This is a genomic window from Couchioplanes caeruleus (genome assembly GCF_003751945.1).
GTDB classification, from domain to species: Bacteria; Actinomycetota; Actinomycetes; order Mycobacteriales; family Micromonosporaceae; genus Actinoplanes; species Actinoplanes caeruleus.
Genome location: NZ_RJKL01000001.1, coordinates 5,605,944 through 5,627,270 on the forward strand (window position 1 = coordinate 5,605,944; position 21,327 = coordinate 5,627,270).

Below are 21,327 nucleotides of genomic sequence, written 5' to 3' on the forward strand. Positions count from 1 at the left end.
AATGTCAGCCGAATACGACATGAAGCTGCAGTCGCTGCTGCCCTCGTCCGACATTCCCGGAATCCCGTTCGGTTCGGTGTTCGGAAGCGTCCCCCCGGGCGAGACGTCGAAGCGGCACACCCATCAGGACGGTGAGGTCTTCATCGTCCTGCGTGGTCGCGCCTTCGTCGGCCTCGGCGACGAGGAGCACGAGATCACCGTTGGTGACGTCTGCTACCTGACGCCCTTCCGGATGCACTGGATCCGCAACGAGGCCGACGAGCCGTTCGACCTGGTGTCGCTCTACCGGGAAGACCCCGGCACGGTGGTGGCCGAGCTGGCGAACCAGGCGCCCGGGCGCTGCTGGCCGAGCGTGCCGTTGTCTTCTGCCCGCCGGTGACTCCGAACGGTGGCTTGCACCTCGGGCACCTGGCCGGTCCGTACGTCCGTGCCGACGCCTTCGTCCGGGCCATGCGATCGGCTGGCCGTCCGGCCGAGCTCATCACCGGCACGGACGACCACCAGTCCCACGTCGCGGTCACCGTCCGACGCAACGGGGTGACGCCCGAGCAGGTCAACCACGAGCGGACCGCCGAGATACGACGGACGCTCGCCGCCGCCGGCGTCACGCCGGATCTCTTCACCGTCCCTCATCACGACCCGGCCCACGGTCAGCGCGCGAACACGCTGCTGAGTCGCCTGGCCGGTATGGCGGAGGTGTCGGAAGTGGACCGCTGCTGGTCACCGGAGCGGGTCATATGCCAGGCTCCGGCCGACGGCATACTGCGCGAACTGTTCGGCTTCGCTCTTCCAGGGCTGGGCCGGTGGCGGTTGCCGGGCATGCGGCGCCGAGGCGGACGGCGAAATCTGCGAGGCGTGCGGAACCCCCAACCGGACGATCGAGCTGCGCGATCCCTTCTGCACGGTGTGTCGTGGTCCTGCGGGAGCCCGCACCGAGTCCGCGCTGGAACTCGACGTTCCGTCGCTCCTGCCGCGGTTGCGGGAATATCACCACGCCTTGATGCCGCCCGCAGTCGCGATGCCGACGCTCCCGGCACCGAGACCGTACTTTTCATGGGTCTGGACAACATGTACTACTACACCGTCGTGCTTCCGGCCGTGGCGATCCTCCTCGGCGACGACAAGCTCCTGCCGGACACGATGGTGACCAACCAGTTCCTCCACCTCGACGCCGCGAAGTTTTCCACCAGCCGCCGCCACGCCGTCTGGGCCGACGAGTCCTTGGCGTTGAACAGCGCGGACACGGTCCGGGCCGCACTTCTGCGGGAGGCACCTGAGGGGCGCGTCACGTCGATCTCCGACGAGCGGGCCCGTGGCCGCATCACCGATCAACTTGCCGTGGCCGTCGAGGAGTGGCAGGCCGGGCTGGAGAAGCTGGCGGCGTCGATCGGCAACGTGGTTCCCGGAACCGGTGCGTGGACTCCGACCCACCGGGAGGTGTACCGATTCCTGAACTCGGTCACCGAGCAGGCGGACGGCGTTCTCCTTCCCGGCGCCTTCAACGGTCGGGCATATGTCCGCCTACTCGACACCCTGGTCGAACGTCTGCGTGAGTTCGCCGCGGCGGATGCCGCGATGCGAGGTGACGCCGACCAAGCGGAGGAGACGCGGACTAGCGAAGCCCTGCAGTTCCTCTGCGCCAAGGTGGTCGCCGCACTGGTCTGGCCGATCATGTCAGCCGCCGCGGCTGGTATCTGGAGCTGGCTGGGTTTGTCCGGCGTTCCGGTCCGCGAGGTCTCCTGGTCGTTCCTTCCCGGCGGGACGCGGTGCGAGTACCACGACCAGGACTGAAAGCCGACGTGGTGGTCGTCGGCGCCGGCATTGTGGGCGCCGGCACCGCCGCCGAACTGGCGCGAGGAGGCCGGCGGGTCGTGGTCCTCGACCGCGGGCATCCGACGTCACGAATAGCCACCACCTTGTCCGGCGGCATGGTCCGCGCCTACGACCCCGATCCGAAGATCCGGGCATGGGCGGCCGAGAGCCTGCACACGTACCTCGATCCGAGCCGTTGGCCGTCCGGAGAATCCGAGGTTCGGGCCGTCGGTTCGGTCACGATGCCGTCCACCGGGGACGAGCCTGATCCGGCGGCCGCGGCAGCGGACCTGGTAGCGGCGGGCTTCCGCGACACCCACGTCCGGGACTCGAACGCCCTGGGCGTCGCGCTCGCCGGAGCGGGAGCCGTCGTGGAGCCGAGCGCGGGTTACGTGGAGCCGGCCGATGTGGCCGCGCAGTGGCTAACTCGGGTTCGCGAGAACGGTGGCGAAGTGCACCACGGGCTCACCGTTACCGAACTATTGACCGGTCCGGGTGCAGCGACGGTACGCACCGACCAGGTGTCCGTCGAGGCAGGCAACGTCGTCGTGGCCACCGGGGCGTGGCAGCCACCGCCGTCGTCGCCGAAGGCCGGCGGATGCTGGTCGCGGGACGGCGGGCGCGGTCGATCCAGGTGATCGCCGGACGCCACCAGGCCCGGCAACTCCCGACGATCCTCGACCTGCGCACCGGCGCCTACCTGCGTCCCATCGATGCCGTCACGAGCGTCCTGGGTGCGACTCACCCGGTCTGGGACCTGGAGCTACCCATTGGCGCGCCACCTGACCCTGAACATCAGCGACTGATCATCAGCCGCCTGACACCACTCCTGCCCTGGTTGCCCGAGGTGACGGTGGACCGGGTCGTGTGCGGGTTCGACGGCTATTGCGCCGACGGCTCACCGCTGCTGCAGTCGATGACAGCGGCCGCGTCATCGTCGTCCGTCCGTTCAATGGAGGCGGTGTCCGCATCGCGCCGGCGATCGCGCGGGCCGTCGCCGATGAGGTCCACCACCGGGTCACCACCGTGCCCGGTGTACGTGTCGGTGCGATCAGACCGAGACGGCGTGTCAGCCGCCGTGGAAGACGCAGCCGAACTCCGCGCCGGTGGCCAGGCTCACCACTCCCGCGGCGGGGTCGGCGCTGTCGCGGACCAGCCAGCCGTGGCGGCGTGGCCGGCTCGGCCGGCGGGGCGGGACAGCGCGGCCACTCGGCGATCCGCCCCGTACGAGCGTGACGTCCTGGCCGTCGGGCTGCGGGCCGCCCGGTGACCATTACTCAGTACCTGTCCTACGTTGCAGAGGCGGGTCGCAGGGGTCGTTCGTTGGACCGGTTGAGCCCAGGGTCTCGGGTATGGCTCAGTGCCTGTTGCGCGCTACCGCCGCCGCCGAGACTCCACAACCGGAGGCCTTTCGAACGGCCAGTCCGGTGATCGCGAAGGTCTCACCGTCCCGCCAGAATAGCTTCGCGGGGTAGGGAAAACTCCACCGGCGAACGGCGCCCTGAGCCCATCGATCGCTGCCCCGGCCGCTCCTAGCGTCAAGGGTATGATTTCGACGTCTGGAACACTGCCCCTCGCCGAACTCGCGCGACCCGCCCTCGAGGTGCGCGCCCTGACCCGAACGTACGGCCTCGGCACTGGCGCCGTACGGGCGTTGGCGAACGTGAGCCTCGCCATCACCCCCGGCAGCTTCACCGCGGTGATGGGGCCATCGGGCTCCGGCAAATCCACGTTGCTGAGCTGCGCCGCCGGGCTGGAGCGTCCCGACGGCGGTCGCGTCCTGATCGCTGGCGAGGACATCACGGACTGGGGCGAGGACCAGCGCGCGCGGTTTCGTCGTGAGCGGATTGGCTTCATCTACCAGGGATTTCACCTGATGCCCTACCTCACAGCGACGCAGAACGTCGGTCTGCCACTCACGCTCGCCGGGCGGCGGGTCGACCACGACCAGGTACGCGCCTTGCTGACCAGGGTGGGCCTGGCCGATCGCGCACGGGCACTGCCGGCGGTGCTCTCCGGCGGCCAGCGACAGCGCGTCGCCGTCGCCCGCGCGCTGATCACCGAGCCGGCCGTGATCCTCGCCGACGAACCGACCGGCGCGTTGGACTCGGTCAACGCCCATGAGGTGTTGCGGCTGCTGCGCGACTGTGTCGACGAACTGGACCGGACCGCGGTGATGGTGACCCACGACCCGGTGGCCGCGGCGGCCGCGGACCGGGTTGTCTTCCTGGTCGACGGCCAGGTCGCCGGTGCCATGGATCGGCCCACCGCGGACGCGGTCGCCGGCCAGATGGCACACCTCGACGAGCTGGTCGTGGCGTCGTGACCGGGCTCGCGCTCGCCTCGCTGCGGCATCGCGCCACCGCCTCCACCGCGACGTTTCTCGCCATCCTGCTCGGCACCGCGCTGATGGGTTCGTTCGCCTCGTTGTTCGCGGCCGCCGCCGGTCCGGTGAGTGAGCCGGACCGGGAGGCACTCATCACCATGGGTTCCGTGGTCGGTGGCTGGGGGAGCCTGATCGTGCTCTTTGCCGTCATCTCGACCGTCGGCATCACCGCGACGCAACGCGAGGTCGAGATCGGGGTGCTGCGCACCATCGGCGCCACACCTCGGCAGGCCCGGCGGTTGATCCGGGCCGAGACGCTGGTGGTCGCGCTGGTGGCCTCCGGCGCGGGCGCGCTGCTCGCCGCGCTGGGTGGCAGGGCGCTGTTGGCGGCGCTGCGGTCCGGCGGTCTGGTCGCCGACTCTGTGCGCGTCGACGGTGAATTGGTCACGCACGCCCTGACAGCGGTGATCGTCGTGACGCTCAGCCTGCTCGCGTCCGAAATCGCCGGGCGTCGCGCGGCGCGCGGTCCGGCCACGGTCGCGCCGCGCGAGAGCGTACCGGGCGGCCGGCGGCCGCGCTGGTGGCGGGCCGTCGCCGGCGTGATCCTGGTCGGGTACGGCCTGGCGCTGGGCGTCATCACCGTCACCGTGACCGCCGACGCCGCCGACCCGTACGACGCCATGGGGACTTCTGGACCGGCCTCGATCGTGGTCGGGCTCGGATTGGCGGCGCTGGCGCCCTGGTTGCTGCGCTTGCTGGCACCACTCGGCCGACCGCTGCTGCTGTTGGCCGGGCCGGCCGGGCGCCTCGCGGCCGACAACGCACGCCGGCGCGCGTCGCTGCTCAGCGGTGTGCTGGCCCCGGTCATCGTCCTCACGTCGGCCGCGATGGGGACGCTCACCCTGGTCGGTATCGACGGCCGAACCCTACCCGCCAGCGGATTTGACCCCGCCGTCGCCGACCAGATCAACCTGCTCAACAACGTCGTCGTCGCGATGATCGTACTGTTCGCCGCCGTGGTCGTCGTGAACTCGTTCGCCGCCGTGCTCGCCCACCGAACCGCGGAGCTGCGCCGGCTCTGGCTGATCGGTGCCACCCCACGCGAGATCAGGTCGTCGGTGGTGGCCGAGGCCGCTCTGGTCGCCGGGGTCGGCGTAGTGCTCGGCACGCTCGCGGCGCTCGCGACCACGGTGCCGTTCGGGATCGCCCGGCATGAGGGACTGATTCCGAACGGGCAGCTGTGGCTGCCGCCGCTGGTCGCGGTGGGAGCGGTCATCCTGACGCTGCTCGCCGCCCGGTTGGGTTTGCGCTGGAGCGGGCCGGTGGCGACTCCGGCGCCGAGCTCTCGATGAGAGACTGTCGGCGATGATCACGCGACCGATTCGCTCGGTGGGTCCGATGCCGGTCGACGAGCGAGGCCTCGTCGACCGGTTCCGGCTGACCGTTGTGGCCGCCGCCAGCTTCCTGCTGTTCGTTCCGGCGCTGGTGCTGGCCATTCTCAGTGCGCTCGCGGTCGTACTCGGTCCCCTGGGGATCGGCTTTCCGCTAGCCCAGGTCGTGGTGCCGGCCACCGAGCGACTCACCGCCCTGCACCGGCGGGTCAGCGGTGCCCTGCTGGGGCGGCGGCTGCCGCCCGGGTACGCCGCCACGACCGGCCGAGGCTTCGTCGGCGAGCCCGTGGTGTGGCTGCGCGACCCGCGGCGGTGGCGCGACTTCGCGTTCCTGGCCTTCTCCGCGACCGGAGGTGCCGTGCTGTCCGGGCTGCCGCCGCTGGTCTTGGCGACGCCCGTCACCCACCTTGTCGGGTTGGCGATCGACCCCAGCGGCGTCTGGTTGCTCCTCGTCGCGCTGAGCCTGCCCTGCCCGCTCATCTGGTGGCTGATAACGCCGCCACTCGTGTACGCGCGTGCCCGCGCGGAGGCCGGCATTTTTGGCGACGCACAGGTGGAGTCGCTGACGCGGCGGGTCGACGAGGTCACCTCCTCTCGCGCGGAAATGCTCGACCACAGCGCCGCCGAGGTGCGCCGGATCGAACGTGACCTGCACGACGGCGCCCAAGCCCGGATCGCGTCGGTGGGAATGAGCGTGGGACTGGCCGAGAAACTGATCGCGACCGATCCGGAGTCGGCCGCCGCGCTACTGCGAGAGGCGCGAAACGGCGCGGTGTCCGCCTTGGAGGATCTGCGCTCGGTCGTCCGCGGCATCCATCCGCCGGCGCTCGCCGACCGTGGCCTGGCCGGTGGCATCGAGGCGCTGGCGCTACCCACCCCGCTGCCCGTCGCGGTCCGCGTCAGCGCCCCGCCACTGCCGCCGCCGGTGGAGTCGGCCGCGTATTTCGCTGTCGCCGAATGCCTCGCCAACACGGTGAAGCATGCGCAGGCGGCGCGGGCGTGGATCCGGGTTGACCATGACGGTCAGGCCCTGCGCCTCGTCGTCGGCGACGACGGTCGGGGCGGCGCCGATCCGGACGGCTCCGGCCTGACCGGGGTGGCCCGACGGCTCGCGGCGTTCGACGGGGCCCTCGACGTGGACAGCCCGGCCGGAGGGCCGACGGTGGTGACGATGACGCTGCCGTGCCGGAGCGGCCAGTGACACCGCTGCGGGCGATCCTCGCCGAGGACCAGGCGCTGCTGCGGGTGGGGATAACCCGAATCCTCGAGGCCAGTGCCATCACCGTCGTCGACGCCGTCGACAACGGTCCGCTGCTGGAACGCGCGCTCACCCGCGACGACTTTGACGTCGCCATCGTGGATGTGCGGCTGCCGCCGACGTTCTCTACCGAGGGGCTGTCCGCCGCCATCGCCGCCCGCGAGGCCCGGCCTGGCCTGCCGGTGTTGGTGCTCAGCCAGCACGTGGAACCGGTGTCCGCCCGTGAGCTGCTGGCCAGCGGGGCCGGATCGGTCGGTTATCTGCTGAAGGACCGGGTGGCCGACGTGGACGAGTTCGTCGCGGCCGTGCGACGGGTCGCCGGCGGCGGTACCGCGCTCGACCCGGAGGTGGTGGCCGGGCTGGTCAGCGGCTCCGCCAGCCGGCGCCCGCTGGCCAGGCTCACCGAACGGGAGCGAGACGTGTTGGGGCTGATGGCCGAGGGGCGATCCAACGCGGCCATCGCCGGTCGGCTGTTCGTCTCGGAGAAGGCGATCAGCAAGCACACCCACGCGATCTTCATGAAGCTCGACCTTCCGCAGGCCGCCGATGACAACCGCCGGGTCTTGGCCGTACTGGCGTGGCTGCAACAGGGCTGACTCGCCGGCCAAATGATCTCGAGGCTTCGTCGGGAAGCCGCGGGTCGCGCGCTCGCGGTGGGAACCGATCAATGGAGCCAAGACTCGCGAGCCGCTGGTGTCGTTAGTCGATCTGGCCCACGAAGCATGATTGATCATGGGTGCGACGCCCTGCTGTTACGGCGGATTCGACGGAACCCCTCGACAGGACCAGGCCACTCGGCCGTCCACGGGCGTCCCCGGAGCCACGGAGCACGCTCACACCTGGGTCGTCCCGATGAGCCTGATCAACGCCGACCACCGCACCGAGATCCTCGGCGGCATCCGCGCCGCGGGCGTGGATCTGCGCGAAGTCGTCCTCAGCCTTCCGCCCTACGGTCCCTCGTGCTGGACCTCGAACGTCGCGATCGGCCGTTCGCACGACACAGCGCAGCGCGTACCAGGCGAGCCGCTCTACCTCAGGCCGGACGTCAGTACCTGGATCGCAGAAGGTACGCGGCGACATCGGAGTGTCGTTGTCTGGGCAGTCCGTACAGTCGGCGGTCCTCGTCGCGCAATCTCTGCGCGGCGACGTCCCGTGAGCGCCGGTGTCCGCTGCCGTGCGCCACGCGGGTCGCGCGTGAGCCGGCATCGCACATCTGCACAACATGGCTCTCGCCGGCTGACCCGTGCACCGTTCATGAGCAATGCCCGCAACGAGTTACGAGACATCGCTCAGCACTGAGTCAATGCGACCGAGATCGTAGACCGGACGCGCGAGGCAAGATGTGGCTTGCGTTGGCGGCCGCCAAGGCGATCAGCCCGGTCAGCAGCAGGACGAGCCACCGAGTTCGGGACGCCGAATATTCAGGCGCGCCGGGCGCAACGAAGAATGCTAGGCGGCCGGGAAGCAGCGCCAACGCGACGGCGAGCACTAGAAGAAACGGCGCGGCCACTGGGCCGCCCGCTCCCGCTGTCCATCGCTCGGCCGCCACTGCCCCGGCCGCCCATGACCATGCCAGCAGGGCATAAAGCTCGATGATCAGCCCGGCGCGGGGATAGGCGGCGCCGCTCGCGACCGTGTAGGGTGCGAGCCCGAGAATCAACGCCCAAAAAATGCTAATCGGGATAAGCGCGAGAGCCATCCGTAGCGCTGCCGTTGTGCGAGCCGAGATAGGCAGCACCTCGATCAGTGAGCGTGCAGGATCGTCAAGGACGAAGACCGTGCCACTGAGCAGCACAACCATCGCCAGGTGCAGAGCGAGGGTGGCGTCCAGGAAGTTAAATCCGGCGCCTAGCGCAATGGGCACCAATAGCACCAACAGACCTAGGGCACCACTGCAGAACATCGGCGCTACCCGGGTACTGCGCAGCACCGTAACGATCAGGTCAGAACTTACTCGCATGTGATGCTGTCCTCCGCGAGCGCAGGCCCGCGCGGTGAAAGTCCCAGCAGACTCGCCGCCTGCTCTACCGTGGTTCTCGGATTGGCGAGCTGCGCCCAAAGTTCGACCACCTTGGCCCGAACCTGCGGCCGGTCGCCGTCGAGCATGGCCAGACCGAGTGCTGCTTCCTCAGGCCCCAGAAACACGCCGGAGTCCGCATTCAGGATCGAGAAGTCCAGGCCGCCGCCAGAGGTATGAGACAGGACCGTCTCCAACGCTCGTCTGGCGTCGGAGGTGGTACTCGCTGCCAGCCACAGGACGAGGGCCCCGCGGCCGCCACAGACCCGCACGCTGCCAGCCGCCAGGGGTTCACCGGTGACGAGCCGGGCCGCCACCTGTACGGAAAATCCAAGCACCTCGGTTTCGTCGAAGGAGTCGGCGCCGCCGGCGGCCCAGCGAGTAGACACCGGCAGGGCGCCCGGAGTACCTGCGACTGCGTCGTCGGCAGCCCATTGCGCCAGCGGAAGCGGCTGGGTGACGCCATGTTCACCTAGTTTTATCGGCAGGTGCTGCCGGACGTTCATAGGCGGTACGGCAACGCCCGCTGGCACAGTGCGCACTTGGGCTTCGACCATGGCTGCCCAGGCCGGAATACGGCTGCGGAACTCCGGAAACGCACAGTAGGTGACGGCTTCGTGTGTCTCGCACACCTGCATTCGTGCGGGAGCGGTGGCGGCGGCACGTAAACGCGCCGTTGCATCGGCGGACGGCCCTCGCAACTGCATCACGCCAATGGAGGCGACGCCGACGAGAAGCACAGTCGCCACCATGGCGGTTGGCTTCGTCCGCAGGCCTGCCTGCCAAAGCGTTACCGTGGCGGCCATGGCGGCGAGCCCGATCAACCACGCCCCGTGCCACCACTCGGAGCGGTCGACCAGGCTGATTGGCAACGGGGGAGTCTCAAACGGATCCTCGCCGGCTACAAACGTAAGCCAGCGCAGCGAGGAGGACGAACTCAAGCCGACGTAGCTGATGATCGCCAGGACAGAGAGAGTGACGAAGCCGGTCGCTGCGCGGCGACTAAGGTCGGCCACTGTTTGACCAAGGATGCCGGCCAACACGATCACCGCCGGCACGGTGAGCAGTTCCCCCATCTGCACTGAGCCTGCGGCGCCCCGCTGCCGAGTCTGTACGGCCACTTGGGCGCCGGCCAGGGCCAGGCCGAGCAGCGCCGGCCCTATGGTGGCGAGGCACAGCGCCGCCGCCCGCTGCCACTGAGGCAGGCTGAGCGCCTGCTCAAACTCAAGGGTGTGGTGTCGGTGCGGTTGCAAGCCAATGAGATTCGCGGCGGCGAAGATCCCAGCGGCGAAGATGAGCATCGGGTACTGCACGGTTCGGGAAGAACTGGTCAGATCTGGATAGGCCGCACTCGCCCCGTTGGTGATGAGCGGCACAAGCCAGGCGGCCAGAACCAGGAGGAACGTCATTGCGCTCGCCGGGTGGCGGACCAGTCTCCACGTCTGCTGAATTACTAAGGCGAGCCAGATGTGCCCAGCCCGTTCGACGGATCGCCGTGATTCCTTGGGTTCATGCGATGTGGTCGTGATCATCGGCGGCCGTCCTTGCCCGCAGTGGCTGTCGCTCCAGCATTCATCAACAGCATGTAACCGTCGTCCAGCGTCGGTTGCACCAACGAGGCACCCACGGGCGCGTGGCCGATGTTGCGGTACGTTCCCTCGCCGGTGGCCCATGCGGCGAGCACGCCGGCCTCGCGCCGATCGCTCTCCCACACTCGACCCTGTGCCAACGCTGCGAGTGTCCTCGGGGCGTCGTCCAAGCGCACGGTGCCGTGGTTTAGCACTATGACTCGAGAGCAGAGGGATGCGACGTCATCGGTCTGATGAGTAGAGAGCAGCACCGTCCGGGTACGTCCCAGTTCAGCGATGATCTCCCGGAAACGGAGTCGCTGTTCAGGGTCTAGGCCGACGGTGGGTTCATCGAGGATGAGTACCGGCGGGTCAGACAGCATGGCGCAGGCCAGCGCAAGCCGCTGACGCATCCCCCCGGAGAGCGACTTGACTTTGTCGCCGATGCGGTCCTCGAGTCTCACCGCCTCGAGCACGCGGTGTACCTCAGCCCGGCGATTAGACCGGCCGGAAATTTCCTTCAAAGCCCGGCAAGAGCGCGAAGGCGTCAGCCCGGGCGAAGCGCGTCCGCTCCCGCTCGCTCACCAACGCTGCGAAGGTCGAGGCAGCGGTGGCGACGGTGGCGCAGCCTTCGGCAATGCGTCCATCCTGCCCAGCCCCTGGCCGGTGTTTCACCCTGAGGCGAAAGTCAGTGACGGAACCGCGAGACCAGCGCACGCAGCTCCTGCGACATGGTGGCCAGCGCGTTCGCCGAGCTGTCCGCGGTGTTCACGCCGCGGGTGGTGGCGCTCGTCGCGTCGGCCACCGCATTGACGTTGGTGGCGATCTTCTGTGCCCCGACGGCAGCCTCGGAGACGTTGCGTCCCATGTCCGTGGTCGTGGCGGCCTGTTCCTCCACCGCGCTCGCGATAGTCGACTGGTGGTGGTTGATCTCCTCGATGGTGGCGCTCATTCCCCGGATCGCCTCGGCGGCGGCGGTCGTGTCGGTCTGGATCGCGGCGATGCGCTGGCGGATGTCGTCGGTAGCCTTGGCGGTCTCCTGTGCCAGGTCCTTGACCTCGCTGGCCACCACCGCGAAGCCCTTGCCGGCGTCGCCGGCCCGTGCCGCCTCGATCGTCGCGTTCAACGCGAGGAGGTTGGTCTGCTCGGCGATCGACGTGATGAGCTTGAGGACCTTGCCGATCTCCTCCGACGAGGTGGCGAGCTGCTCGACCCGATCGTTCGCGGCGGTGGCTCCGCGCACCGCATCCGAGGCGACCTGTGCGGCCTCGGTGGCGCTGCGGGAGATTTCCCGGATCGATGCGCCCATCTGCTCGGCACCTGTCGCGACCGCGTCGACGTGCCGGGACACCTCCTCGGCCACCCCGGAGGCGTCGGCCATCTGAGCATCGGTGGCTGCGGTGGCGTGGGCCATCTCGCCGCTGACCTTGGACAGATCCTGCGAGGCGGTGGCCAGGTTGTCTGCGCTTTCGGCTACGGCTTCGATGGACTGCTGCATGCTGGCCATCGCGGCGTCGAGCGATGTGGCCATGGCGCCGATCTCGTCGCGGCCGGACGCTCCCGTCCGCTGCGTAAGGTCGCCGGCCGCGAGACCGTCCAGGACCGAGCGGACGCGCCGAACCGGATGGATGATCGACCGGCTCACCGGAACGGCGAGGGCGACGAAGAGCACGATCGAGGCGGTGAATACCGCGACGATGAGCCAGCGGGTCGTCGTGATGACCCGGGTCATCTCGGCGCGTGCGGCGTCGATCCGGGCCTGCGTCTTGTCCTGAAGGACCTCGAGCTTGTCGTCCGCCGTGTTGCGCCCGTCGATCTCCGGCTCACGCGTCAGCGCGGTGGCCTGGCTTTGCTGGGCCGCACCGACGAATTCGAGGATGAAGGCCTTGAACGCCTCGACGTCCGGCTTGAGCGCCGCGAACTCGGCGCGTAGATCCGCCGGCAGCGCGAGCTTCTCGATCGTCGCGACCGCCTCATCGACGGTGGCGACGTCCTCCTTGACCTCCTGCGCCAGGGCGCTGGGATCCGACTGGGTTATCGACTGGTACGCGGTGACCTTCAGTTCGGCGTGGCGGGTGTCGAGGTGCGTGATGGCCGCCTTGCCCGCCTCCAGCGCTTGGAGGGAACTGGCCTGACCGCTGATCTTGAACCCGGACCACAGCCCGATCCCGCCGACTATGCCGACGCACAGCGCGCCTGCCACCGTGAGCGCGCCCAGTTTCCGGGCGATGCCGAGATTAGCCAACACCGCCATGAAGATCCCCAATCAGGCATCAACGCCGCTTGTCCGATGGCGAGCCGCGTCTTCAGGATGCGTGACGCCGGAGCCCTCTGCGGGTGATTCGCTCTAATTTCTTCCACGCGCCCGGCTGGCCGGGAAGCAGGCCGACTCGATGCCGCCGACGCCCGATGCGGCGTTGACGGGGACGGATCACCGATCGGACGTCCGTGGACGATGAGGGAAGGCTCCCGCGTCGTCGAGAGTGGCGAAGACGCTCCAGCCGCGCTGCGGGAGCGCTGGCAACTCAACGGCCGGTAAGCCGGCCCGATCAATGGAACAGGTGCTCGACTTCACAGATGGCCAGTACCCGGCGGACCCGTTCGTGCGCACGGCGGATCTGTAGCCGGTTCCCGAGTTGCTGGGCGTCGCAGCGGCACGTGAGCAGGGCACGGATGCCGGCCGCGTCCAGGAAAGTCACCGCACCCATGTCCAGCAGGACGACGTCGGGGCGTTGGTCCAGTAGGAGGTCGAGCACCGCCTGCTGCACCTGCGCGTAGGTGGCAGCGTCGTCGATTCCGTCGCGGCGGGGATGGGTACCTCGGGCATCGTCCAGGGGGCGCGAAACCGACGACGGGCCAGCTCACGCACTCGCTGCGTAAGGGGGACGTCTTACTGCAAACGGCCCTCCGGGAAAGATCCCGAAGGGCCGTTTGTCCTGGTAGCGGGGACAGGATTTGAACCTGCGACCTCTGGGTTATGAGCCCAGCGAGCTACCGAGCTGCTCCACCCCGCGTCGGCCTGGCAACGTTAGCACGGCTTCCGCCGGCGTTGTGCGCCGGCCTTTCGTCAGCGGCGGAAGCGGGCCACCGTCTCCTGGATTGCCGGACCTGTCGCCGAGGCTGCCTGGGCCCAGGACTCGAACTCCAGGCTGGCTGCGAAGTCCGCCGTCGTCGCCGTGCGTACCGATGTCTTGATGTCTCGGGCCAGGGCCGGGTCCAGGGCCGCCCAGCGGGCGGCGCGTTCCTGGGCCGCGGCCAGGGGGTCGTCGGCGAGGGTGCCGGCCAGGCCGAGGCGGACCGCTTCCGGACCGTCGACGCTGCCTCCGTCGAGGAGGAGCTGCATTGCGCGTTCCGGGCCGAGGGCTCGGGTCAGGAACCAGGTGCAGCCGCCGCCCGGGTGGAGGCCGATCTTGGTGAATGAGGCGATGAGGCGGGCGTCGGGGCCGACGATGCGGGTGTCGCAGGCCATGGCCAGGTTGAGACCCGCGCCGACCGCGGGGCCGTGGACCGCGGCGATGGTGGGGATGGGCAGGGCCAGGACGCGCAGGAAGCTGTCGTAGACGCGGTGCAGGTCGGTACGGATGTCCGCCACCGACCTGCTGGTGTCGCCGAAGAGGTCGGGGAGGTCGGCGCCGGCGCAGAAGGCCGGACCGTTGCCGGTGACGACCAGGGTGCGGGCTTGAGGGTCGGCGGCCACGGCGGCGATCGCGTCGGCCAGGTCGTCACGAAGCTTCTCGTCGATCGCGTTGCGGCGGTCGGGATCGTTGAGGGTCAGGGTCCAGCGGCCGTCGTCGGTGCGTTCCCGCAGTACCTTGCTCACGCTGGCCTCCTGACGATCTTGGTGTCAGCGCCACCATAAGACAACGCGGCCCCCGGCGGGGGATGCCGGGGGCCGCGTTCGAGGGGTGGATCAGCAGTACGTGACGCCGGAGCCCTTGCCCCACCTGCAGGAGTCGATCGACTTGCCGGTGTTGGTGCGCAGGTACGCGGAGTCGCCGGAGTTGTTCCAGACGTAGCCGGTCCGGTTCCAGTAGCGGTGCTGCGAGTCAGGGCGGCCGTTGGTGCCCTTGCCGGTGTGCACGTACGCGTGCTTGCCGGCGCCGAGCCGGAAGTCGCTCGAGAAGGTGTAGACCTTGCCGGAGGCGTCGCGCACGGTCCAGCCCTTGAGGTTGATGGTCGCCTTGGTCTTGTTGGTCAGGCGGACCCACTCGCCGTTGAGGCTGCTGTTGCTGCCGTTGTCCGTACCCTTGGAGTTGTACTGGATCTTGGTGAACTGGACGGCGCCCGCCTTGACCGACGGGGTCGTCGGCTTCGGCGCCGTGGGCGTGGTGGGCGTGGTGGGGGTGGTGGGGGTCGTGCCGCCGCCGCCGCTGCCGCTGCCGTTGCCGACGTTGAGCGAGATGGTCGAGCTCTGGCCCCTGAGCAGGTTGTTGTCCGCGTCGGCGTCGACCACCACGCGGTAGGACTGGACGCCCGAGCCCTGGCCGGTCAGGGTGGTCCGGTAGACGGCCGTCGAGCCCGACTCGGCGGTGTAGCCGTCGGCGACCTCGCTCCACGTGCCGCCGTTGTTGCGCTGGACGTGCACGCGCAGACCGGGCTGGCCCGGGTCGGGTTCGACGTTGACGTTGACCGTGCCGTTGCTGGCGGTCATCGTCACCGACGGGATGATGCCCACGGCGACCGAGATGCGGTTCGACTCGGCGCCGCCGGCCCTGACGTAGAAGCGGAAGCCGGAGTCCAGGTCGCGGCTCAGCGACCAGCGGCCGGAGCTGTTGGCCGTGGTGGTGATGTAGGTGCCCGCTCCCCGCGCGTAGTCGGGGGAGGGGTAGAAGTCGTTGAACTTGTAAGCGGACTCGTACAGCTCCACGGTGGCGCCCGCGGGGGCGGTGCCGGTGAGGGTGATCGGTCCGAAGCCCTGTCGGCTGGCCGGCGCCGAGATGGTGGGCGCGTCGGCGGCTGCCGCGGGGGCGGCGAAGCCGAGGGCGGCGACGCAGCCGAGGGCGGCGAACATGGCCGTCTGGCGGGCACGCATCAGCGAATCTCCTTGAGCGATGTGGGGCGGTCACCGCAGCGTAATGACAATGACTCAGCGTAGTCACCCGTCTAGTTGGCCCTGGTTGTTGACCGGTTGGTGGAGCGCGGAGACGACGCAGAGTTACTTTCGGTCAGCGAAGGGGGTGACGCCGCGTAACGGTAATATGCCCCGAATCGGACGGCGTTAGGGTGTCTGCCATGACCGACCTGGTGTTGCGCGCCGACTGCGGCCGATGTGCCGGACTGTGCTGTGTGGCGCCCGCCTTCGCCAAGTCGTCGGACTTCGCGATCGACAAGCCCGCCGGCCGGGCATGCCCCAACCTGCGCGACGACTTCCGTTGCGGAATCCACGACCGGCTGCCGCAGCGGGGCTTTCCCGGCTGCGTGGTCTTCGACTGCTTCGGCGCCGGTCAACAGGTCACCCAGGTGACCTTCGGAGGCCGCGACTGGCGGGCCACGCCCGCCATTGCCGCCGGCATGTTCGCGGTTCTGCCGGTGATGCGCCAGCTTCACGAACTGCTCTGGTACGTGACCCAGGCGCTGGAGCTGCCGGCGGCGCGAAGGCTGCACCCCCGGCTCGAGGCGGCGCGGGACGAGACCGTCGACCTCACCGCCGGTACGCCCGACGAACTACTCGCGCTCGACCTGGACGCGCACCGGAGAAGGGTCAACCCGCTGCTGCAGAAGGCGAGCGAGCTGGCCCGCGCCGAGGCCGGCGGGCGCCGGGCCGACCATCGGGGCGCCAACCTCATCGGCCGTCGCATGCGGGGCGCCAAGCTGCGCGGCGCCAGCCTGCGCGGCGCGCTGCTGATCGGCGCCGATCTGCGCGACGCCGATCTGCGGCTGGCCGACTTCACCGGCGCCGACCTGCGCGGCGCGGATCTGCGCGGGGCTGACCTGCGCGGCGCGCTGTTCCTCACCGAGTCCCAACTCAAGGCCGCGGTGACCGACGGCCTCTAGGATGAAGCCGGTCGATCGATCGAGAGCGGGAGCGTGGCGCCATGCAGGTTTCCGGCCTCGTCTGGACGCTGACGGTCGCCGGCATCATCGGACTGGTCCTGTTCGACTTCTTCTTCCACGTACGCCGCGCGCACATCCCGTCGCTGAAGGAGGCCGGGATCTGGTCCGGGGTCTACGTCGGCCTCGCCATCGTCTTCGGCTTCGGCGTGCTGATCTTCGGCGGTCAGGACATGGGCGCCGAGTACTTCGCGGGGTGGGTCACCGAGAAGGCGCTTTCGGTCGACAACCTGTTCGTCTTCCTGGTGCTGCTGGGCAGCTTCAAGGTGCCACGGGCCGACCAGCAGAAGGTCCTGCTGTTCGGCATCGTCTTCTCGCTCGTGGCCCGGACCGGCTTCATCTTCCTGGGCGCCGCGCTGATCAACTCGTTTGCCTGGGTCTTCTATCTCTTCGGGCTGATCCTGCTGATCACGGCCGGCAACCTGCTCAAGAGCGAGGCCGAGCGCTCGGCGCACAACGTCATCATCCGGGTGGCCCGGCGTTATCTGCGCACCTCGGACACGTACGACGGCGACAAGCTCTTCACGGTCCAGGGCGGCAAGCGGGTCATGACCCCGATGCTGCTGGTCATGGTCGCCATCGGCGGCACCGACATCCTGTTCGCCCTCGACTCCATCCCGGCCATCTTCGGCCTGACCCAGAGCGTCTACCTTGTCTTCACCGCCACCGCGTTCTCCCTGCTCGGCCTGCGGCAGCTCTACTTCCTGCTCGACGGGTTGCTGGACCGGCTGATCTTCCTGTCGTACGGGCTGGCGGTGGTCCTCGCCTTCATCGGCGTGAAGCTCGTCCTGCACGCGCTGCACGAGAACAACGTGCCGTTCATCAACGGTGGCGACCACGTGTACGTGATCGAGATCAGCACCCTCATGTCGCTGAGCTTCATCGTCGGCGTGCTGATCGTCACGGTGATCGCGTCACTGCTCAGCCCGAAGGGCCGGGCCCAGACGTACGTGGCCGCCGCGCGCCGGCACGCGGCACAGTTCCTCGACATCGAGACGGACCCGAAGTACTGCGACGAGATCTACCACAAGCTGCTCGACGAGGAAGCTCACCTCAAGAAGCTGCCGGAGAAGTATCGGGCGCGGATCCGCGAGGAGCAGGAGTTGACCGAGCTGCTGCGCAGAGCACACCGGGTGCACGACGAGCGCGTCGCGGCCGGCACCTGTTATCGGCCGTGAGCGGCACTGGTCAACGCTGGCCCCAGGGGCTCGTGCCGCTCTCGTGCTCGGCGCGGTGGGCTGGGGCCTTGAGCTTGGCGGAGTTGGCCGCGAACCGGGCGGCGGTCCGCCGGACGCGCTCGGCCCGATCCGCGAGGTCCGTGGCCGGCTGATCCGTGGCCGGCTGATCCGCGGCCGGCTGGTGCGGCGTAGGCGGGTGCAGGCTCGGCTGGTGCGCCTGCTGAGCCGGTGGCGGATGCTCGGTCGAGTGGCCCGCGCCGGTCTCCGCCGTCATGCCGGAGACGAGGTCTGCCACCCGGGCGGCGAGGCTCGCGGCGCGGGAGGCGAGGTCGGGCTCGGCCTGGTGTGCGGCCTGCTCGGCGGCCGCGGCCTGCAGGGCCCGTGCCTCGTCGGCGGCCCGGCCGGGCCGGTAGCCCGGCAGCCGGCCCACAGGCTCCGCGTGCCTTGCCTGGCCGGCGTCCGAATTCGCCGCGTGGCCGGCGCCCGGAATCGCCGCGTGGCCGGCGCCCGGAATCGCCGCATGCCGGGCGTCCGGAACCGTCGGGTGTCGGGCGTCCGGGACCGCCGCGTGCCGCGCGTCCGGAACCGCTGCGGATCCGGCGTGCCTGGCGGGTGCCGCCGGTTCCGGCTCGGGGTCGGCCGGGGCCGGGCGGGGCACCGGGAGGGCGCCGAGCATGGACACCGTCTGCCCCTCGCCGCCCTGGAAGTTGGTGAACTCCGGGCCGATCAGCATCTTCGAGAGCATCCGTGCCTGAGACTCCGGCAGGCCCAGCTTGTTCGCGTTGTCCACCCGGAACCCGGCGATCGCTTGCCGGATGACGTTCGCAAGCCGATCGGCCTCGCGCACCTCGGTCAGGTCGCCACCCGCGAAGACGAGCGCCGGGTACGAGCCGTCGGCGCCACCGCAGACGAGCTGGATCTGGGTCACCGCCGCGGTGCGCCCCGGCCTGAGGGAACCCGGCTGGACGCGGATGTACTGCGGATACAGCCAGCGCAGCTCCCCGGACTTGATCTCCAGGTCGTCGGGACCGCCGGCGGACGTGTGCGCATAGGCGATACGGCGGTCCGTGACGAGCACCTCGGTCGCCTCGGGCAGCGTCCACCGCGGCAGGGAGGCGGCGCGGTCGAACGCGTACTCGGCGACAGCGCAGCGGCCCCGCCACAGGGAGCGTTCGCCGCCCTGCAACGGACCGAAGACGTCGGGCAGGTCGTGCATTCTTCGATTAGATCCGGCCGCGGAATGCCGAAACAAGTCGTCCCGCTGTCAAATTACCGCCGAGTCACATTGATCATCCGCACGGCCGGATGCCGGGCGCCTTTCGGACGGAGTGCGAGGTACCCGGGTCTACGATCTTGCGCTGAACAGGCCGTCCGGCGGGGACGGCGACGGCACCGCGCCGGCGTCCGTGACCGCCGCCCGGCCGCCCGCGAACCGCGCCAGGTCGGTCTCGACCCGGCCCGGAAACCAATCGCCGGCCGCCCGCCGGCTCAGCGCCGCCACGGGCAGCGGGGTACGGCCGGCGACCACGACGAGGTTGCCGAAGCGGCGTCCGCGCAGCACCGCGGCGTCCGCGATCAGGCAGGCCTCCGGCAGCACCGCGCGGATCGTGGCGACCTGCGTACGCGCGTAGGTCAGCGGCGGCCCGTCGGCCACGTTGGCGACGAGTCGTCCCGCCGGGCCGAGCACCCGCGCCACCTCCCGGACGAACTCCACCGACGCCAGGTGGGCGGGGGTGCGGGCGCCCGCGAAGACGTCGACGATCACGAGGTCGTAGCCGCCGTCCCGCATGCCGGTGACCGCCTCGCGCGCGTCGGCCACGCGTACGCGGATCTTGGCGCGGGGGTCCCAGGGCAGGGCCGTACGCACCAGCTCGACCAGCGGTCCATCGATCTCCACCACGCGCTGCGGCGACCCGGGCCGGGTGGCCGCGACGTAGCGCGGCAGCGTCAGCGCCCCGCCACCCAGATGCAGCACCCGCATCGGTGCGCCCGCCGGCGCGAGCAGGTCGATCGCCGCGGCCATCCGGCGGATGTACTCGAACTCGAGGTGGGCCGGGTCGCTGAGATCCACGTGCGACTGGGGCGTGCCGTCCAGCAGCAGCGTCCAGCCGCCCGGCCGGTCGGGATCCGGCACGAGCTCGGCGACGCCGGAGCCCACCTGCTCCACCCGCCGCTCGCCGCGCCTGCGCTGTGCCACGGCTGCACAGTATGTCGGTTGCGGTTGGGGAGCGCCCGGCCGGGAACCCGACGAAGATCGCGTCGCCCGCCGACGACGGGAGATGTGACGGCATCCGCGGAGTTCCTCCCCGACGACCCGTTGCTGCACCTGCTGCGCCGCGCCACGTACGGTCCGACCCCGGCCGCCATCGCCGAGATCCGCCGCCTCGGTGCGAAGGCATGGCTGGAGCGGCAGCTCAAGCCGGCCTCGATCGGCGACCGGGTCGCCGACGGCCTGGTCGCCCGCTTCCCGCTGAGCGGCCTGACGATCGACGGCATACACGCCAAGGTCCGCGCCGGCGTGCTGCCGCGCTACGGCTGGGCGCCCATGTACGAGGTGGGCGGCGCCGCGCTCGCGAGGGCCGTCTGGAGTGAGCGTCAGCTCTTCGAGGTGATGGTCGACTTCTGGTCCAACCACCTCAACGTCACCTGTCCCTCCAGCGATGTCTGGGACAGCCGGCCCGACTACGACCGCACCGTGATCCGCAAGCACGCGCTGGGCCGCTTCGCCGACATGCTCAAGGCCTCCGCGCGGCACCCGGCGATGCTTTCGTACCTGGACAACCGCTACTCCACCCGCGCCGCGCCGAACGAGAACTACGGCCGGGAGCTGCTCGAACTGCACACGGTCGGGCTGGGCTACACCGAGTCCGACGTCAAGGACGCCGCCCGGCTGCTCACCGGCCTGACCGTGAGCTGGGAAACCGGCCGTTACCGCTACGACGCCGGTCGGCACGCCACCGGGGCGGTGCGGATCCTCGGCTTCCGCCACGCCAACAAGAGCGCCACCGGCGGCGAGGCCGCGGCCATGGCGCTGCTCGACCACCTGGCGCTGCATCCGGCCACGGCCAAGCGGATCGCCACCAAGCTGTGCGTACGCTTCGTCGCCGACGAGCCGCCGGCCAGGCTGGTGACCAGGCTGACCAAGGTCTACCTCGACAACAAGAGCGCGATCGTGCCGGTGCTGCGGGCATTGTTCACCTCGGCCGAGTTCGCCGCCTCGGTGGGCGCTAAGACGCGCACGCCGTACGAGGACCTCGTCGCGACCGTGCGCATCCTCGATCACGGGCCGGAGAAGTCCGGGACGGAGGCGATCAAGGCGCTCTACTGGACCAGCGAGGCGGCCGGGCAGGCGCCGATGGCCTGGGCGCCGCCGAACGGCTACCCGGACGTGGCCACCGCCTGGGCCTCGCCGTCCGGGCAGGTCGTCCGCTGGAACGCCCACCTCAACATCGCCGCCGGCTGGTGGCCGACCACGCTGCGGCGGCCGTCACCGCTCACCGAATACGCGGGCGGCACCTTGCCGGCCACGTACGGTGCGCTGATCGACGCCGTGGCGACCCGGTTGCTCGGGCGCACCGTGGCCCCCGCGCACGCCACCGCGCTCGCCGCCTTCTACGGCAAGACGCTCGCCAGCCCGCTGAGGTCCGGCGATGCGGCGGCGGGATGGGCATTCCCGTATCTGCTGGCATTGCTGCTCAACTCGCCCTACTTCGTGCTGAGGTGACC

Annotated in this window: 18 protein-coding genes, 1 tRNA gene and 4 pseudogenes; 12 read left to right on the forward strand and 11 right to left on the reverse strand. The window is 69.9% G+C overall.

Annotated elements, in window-relative coordinates:
• Position 1: 1 nt before the first annotated feature.
• The 5 genes and pseudogenes from EDD30_RS40875 to EDD30_RS40890 all read left to right on the forward strand — a co-directional run bounded on the left by EDD30_RS40875 (position 2) and on the right by EDD30_RS40890 (position 2,450).
• Complete coding sequence (locus EDD30_RS40875; RefSeq protein ID WP_244945391.1) at positions 2-379, forward strand: cupin domain-containing protein; 378 nt, start codon at positions 2-4, stop codon at positions 377-379.
• Positions 376-624, forward strand: a pseudogene (locus EDD30_RS41545) (class I tRNA ligase family protein); the annotation flags it as partial. The gene EDD30_RS40875 and the pseudogene EDD30_RS41545, both read left to right, overlap by 4 nt.
• Positions 625-814: 190 nt before the next feature.
• Positions 815-1,147 (forward strand): annotated as a pseudogene (locus EDD30_RS41550) (hypothetical protein); the annotation flags it as partial.
• On the forward strand, positions 1,054-1,791 hold the full coding sequence (locus EDD30_RS40885) for a class I tRNA ligase family protein (RefSeq protein WP_244945392.1): 738 nt from the start codon (positions 1,054-1,056) through the stop codon (positions 1,789-1,791). The pseudogene EDD30_RS41550 and the gene EDD30_RS40885, both read left to right, overlap by 94 nt.
• A gap of 8 nt (positions 1,792-1,799) precedes the next feature.
• Positions 1,800-2,450: an NAD(P)/FAD-dependent oxidoreductase gene (locus tag EDD30_RS40890; RefSeq protein WP_071804111.1), complete on the forward strand. Its 651-nt coding sequence runs from the start codon at positions 1,800-1,802 to the stop codon at positions 2,448-2,450.
• Positions 2,451-2,694: 244 nt separating this feature from the next.
• On the opposite strand, the gene EDD30_RS41555 is transcribed toward EDD30_RS40890, so the two are convergent.
• Entirely contained in the window at positions 2,695-2,826 is a 132-nt protein-coding gene (locus EDD30_RS41555; RefSeq protein WP_280526171.1) for a hypothetical protein, read from the reverse strand.
• 532 nt (positions 2,827-3,358) lie between these two features.
• Here EDD30_RS41555 and EDD30_RS25055 point away from each other — a divergent pair.
• Genes EDD30_RS25055 through EDD30_RS25070 form a run of 4 tightly spaced genes read left to right on the forward strand, consistent with a single transcriptional unit; the run spans position 3,359 to position 7,383 of the window.
• Positions 3,359-4,138, forward strand: coding sequence for an ABC transporter ATP-binding protein (locus EDD30_RS25055; protein ID WP_071804116.1), 780 nt, complete (start codon positions 3,359-3,361; stop codon positions 4,136-4,138).
• Entirely contained in the window at positions 4,135-5,490 is a 1,356-nt protein-coding gene (locus EDD30_RS25060) for an ABC transporter permease (protein ID WP_071804118.1), read from the forward strand. Before EDD30_RS25055 ends, EDD30_RS25060 begins: the two co-directional genes overlap by 4 nt.
• Before the next feature lie 13 nt (positions 5,491-5,503).
• The gene (locus EDD30_RS25065) at positions 5,504-6,730 is read left to right on the forward strand and encodes a sensor histidine kinase (protein WP_084556216.1); all 1,227 of its coding nucleotides are present in this window, start codon (positions 5,504-5,506) and stop codon (positions 6,728-6,730) included.
• Positions 6,731-6,735: 5 nt separating this feature from the next.
• Positions 6,736-7,383, forward strand: a complete 648-nt coding sequence (locus EDD30_RS25070; protein WP_071804139.1) for a LuxR C-terminal-related transcriptional regulator — start codon at positions 6,736-6,738, stop codon at positions 7,381-7,383.
• Positions 7,384-8,087: 704 nt separating this feature from the next.
• On the opposite strand, the gene EDD30_RS25080 is transcribed toward EDD30_RS25070, so the two are convergent.
• The 8 genes from EDD30_RS25080 to EDD30_RS25115 form a co-directional block, all read right to left on the reverse strand.
• Positions 8,088-8,747, reverse strand: a complete 660-nt coding sequence (locus EDD30_RS25080) for a hypothetical protein (RefSeq protein WP_143162599.1) — start codon at positions 8,745-8,747, stop codon at positions 8,088-8,090.
• Positions 8,738-10,336: a hypothetical protein gene (locus EDD30_RS25085; protein ID WP_143162600.1), complete on the reverse strand. Its 1,599-nt coding sequence runs from the start codon at positions 10,334-10,336 to the stop codon at positions 8,738-8,740. Before EDD30_RS25085 ends, EDD30_RS25080 begins: the two co-directional genes overlap by 10 nt.
• The gene (locus tag EDD30_RS25090) at positions 10,333-10,896 is read right to left on the reverse strand and encodes an ATP-binding cassette domain-containing protein (RefSeq protein WP_244945393.1); all 564 of its coding nucleotides are present in this window, start codon (positions 10,894-10,896) and stop codon (positions 10,333-10,335) included. The genes EDD30_RS25085 and EDD30_RS25090 overlap by 4 nt, the downstream gene beginning before the upstream one ends.
• Before the next feature lie 164 nt (positions 10,897-11,060).
• On the reverse strand, positions 11,061-12,626 hold the full coding sequence (locus EDD30_RS25095) for a methyl-accepting chemotaxis protein (RefSeq protein WP_071804141.1): 1,566 nt from the start codon (positions 12,624-12,626) through the stop codon (positions 11,061-11,063).
• Between the two features lie 295 nt (positions 12,627-12,921).
• The gene (locus EDD30_RS25100; RefSeq protein WP_084556219.1) at positions 12,922-13,206 is read right to left on the reverse strand and encodes an STAS domain-containing protein; all 285 of its coding nucleotides are present in this window, start codon (positions 13,204-13,206) and stop codon (positions 12,922-12,924) included.
• Between the two features lie 103 nt (positions 13,207-13,309).
• Positions 13,310-13,386, reverse strand: a tRNA-Met gene (locus EDD30_RS25105).
• Positions 13,387-13,439: 53 nt separating this feature from the next.
• Positions 13,440-14,192: an enoyl-CoA hydratase gene (locus EDD30_RS25110; RefSeq protein ID WP_071804128.1), complete on the reverse strand. Its 753-nt coding sequence runs from the start codon at positions 14,190-14,192 to the stop codon at positions 13,440-13,442.
• 90 nt (positions 14,193-14,282) lie between these two features.
• Positions 14,283-15,404: a lamin tail domain-containing protein gene (locus tag EDD30_RS25115; RefSeq protein WP_244945394.1), complete on the reverse strand. Its 1,122-nt coding sequence runs from the start codon at positions 15,402-15,404 to the stop codon at positions 14,283-14,285.
• Positions 15,405-15,595: 191 nt separating this feature from the next.
• Here EDD30_RS25115 and EDD30_RS25120 point away from each other — a divergent pair.
• Together EDD30_RS25120 and EDD30_RS25125 are read left to right on the forward strand one after the other, a co-directional pair.
• Positions 15,596-16,457: pseudogene (locus EDD30_RS25120) on the forward strand (pentapeptide repeat-containing protein); the annotation flags it as partial.
• Positions 16,408-17,382, forward strand: a pseudogene (locus EDD30_RS25125) (TerC/Alx family metal homeostasis membrane protein); the annotation flags it as partial. The pseudogenes EDD30_RS25120 and EDD30_RS25125, both read left to right, overlap by 50 nt.
• A 229-nt stretch (positions 17,383-17,611) precedes the next feature.
• Here the strand turns inward: EDD30_RS25125 and EDD30_RS25130 are convergent.
• Together EDD30_RS25130 and EDD30_RS25135 are read right to left on the reverse strand one after the other, a co-directional pair.
• Positions 17,612-18,817 (reverse strand): translation initiation factor 2, encoded by a 1,206-nt coding sequence (locus EDD30_RS25130; protein WP_123678505.1) that lies wholly within the window; start codon positions 18,815-18,817, stop codon positions 17,612-17,614.
• 129 nt (positions 18,818-18,946) lie between these two features.
• Complete coding sequence (locus EDD30_RS25135; protein ID WP_071808188.1) at positions 18,947-19,798, reverse strand: spermidine synthase; 852 nt, start codon at positions 19,796-19,798, stop codon at positions 18,947-18,949.
• Positions 19,799-19,882: 84 nt separating this feature from the next.
• Here EDD30_RS25135 and EDD30_RS25140 point away from each other — a divergent pair, with 84 nt between their 5' ends.
• Positions 19,883-21,325 (forward strand): DUF1800 domain-containing protein, encoded by a 1,443-nt coding sequence (locus EDD30_RS25140; RefSeq protein WP_244945395.1) that lies wholly within the window; start codon positions 19,883-19,885, stop codon positions 21,323-21,325.
• Positions 21,326-21,327 lie beyond the last annotated feature (2 nt).

Bases quoted from the DNA above. Each gene is read 5' to 3' on its own strand.
- EDD30_RS25065 (WP_084556216.1), top strand. From the start codon at position 5,504: ATGATCACGCGACCGATTCGCTCGGTGGGTCCGATGCCGGTCGACGAG.
- EDD30_RS25130 (WP_123678505.1), bottom strand. From the start codon at position 18,817: ATGCACGACCTGCCCGACGTCTTCGGTCCGTTGCAGGGCGGCGAACGC.
- EDD30_RS25080 (WP_143162599.1), bottom strand. From the start codon at position 8,747: ATGCGAGTAAGTTCTGACCTGATCGTTACGGTGCTGCGCAGTACCCGG.
- EDD30_RS25085 (WP_143162600.1), bottom strand. From the start codon at position 10,336: ATGATCACGACCACATCGCATGAACCCAAGGAATCACGGCGATCCGTC.
- EDD30_RS25115 (WP_244945394.1), bottom strand. From the start codon at position 15,404: ATGCGTGCCCGCCAGACGGCCATGTTCGCCGCCCTCGGCTGCGTCGCC.
- EDD30_RS25095 (WP_071804141.1), bottom strand. From the start codon at position 12,626: ATGGCGGTGTTGGCTAATCTCGGCATCGCCCGGAAACTGGGCGCGCTC.
- EDD30_RS40875 (WP_244945391.1), top strand. From the start codon at position 2: ATGTCAGCCGAATACGACATGAAGCTGCAGTCGCTGCTGCCCTCGTCC.
- EDD30_RS25055 (WP_071804116.1), top strand. From the start codon at position 3,359: ATGATTTCGACGTCTGGAACACTGCCCCTCGCCGAACTCGCGCGACCC.
- EDD30_RS40885 (WP_244945392.1), top strand. From the start codon at position 1,054: ATGGGTCTGGACAACATGTACTACTACACCGTCGTGCTTCCGGCCGTG.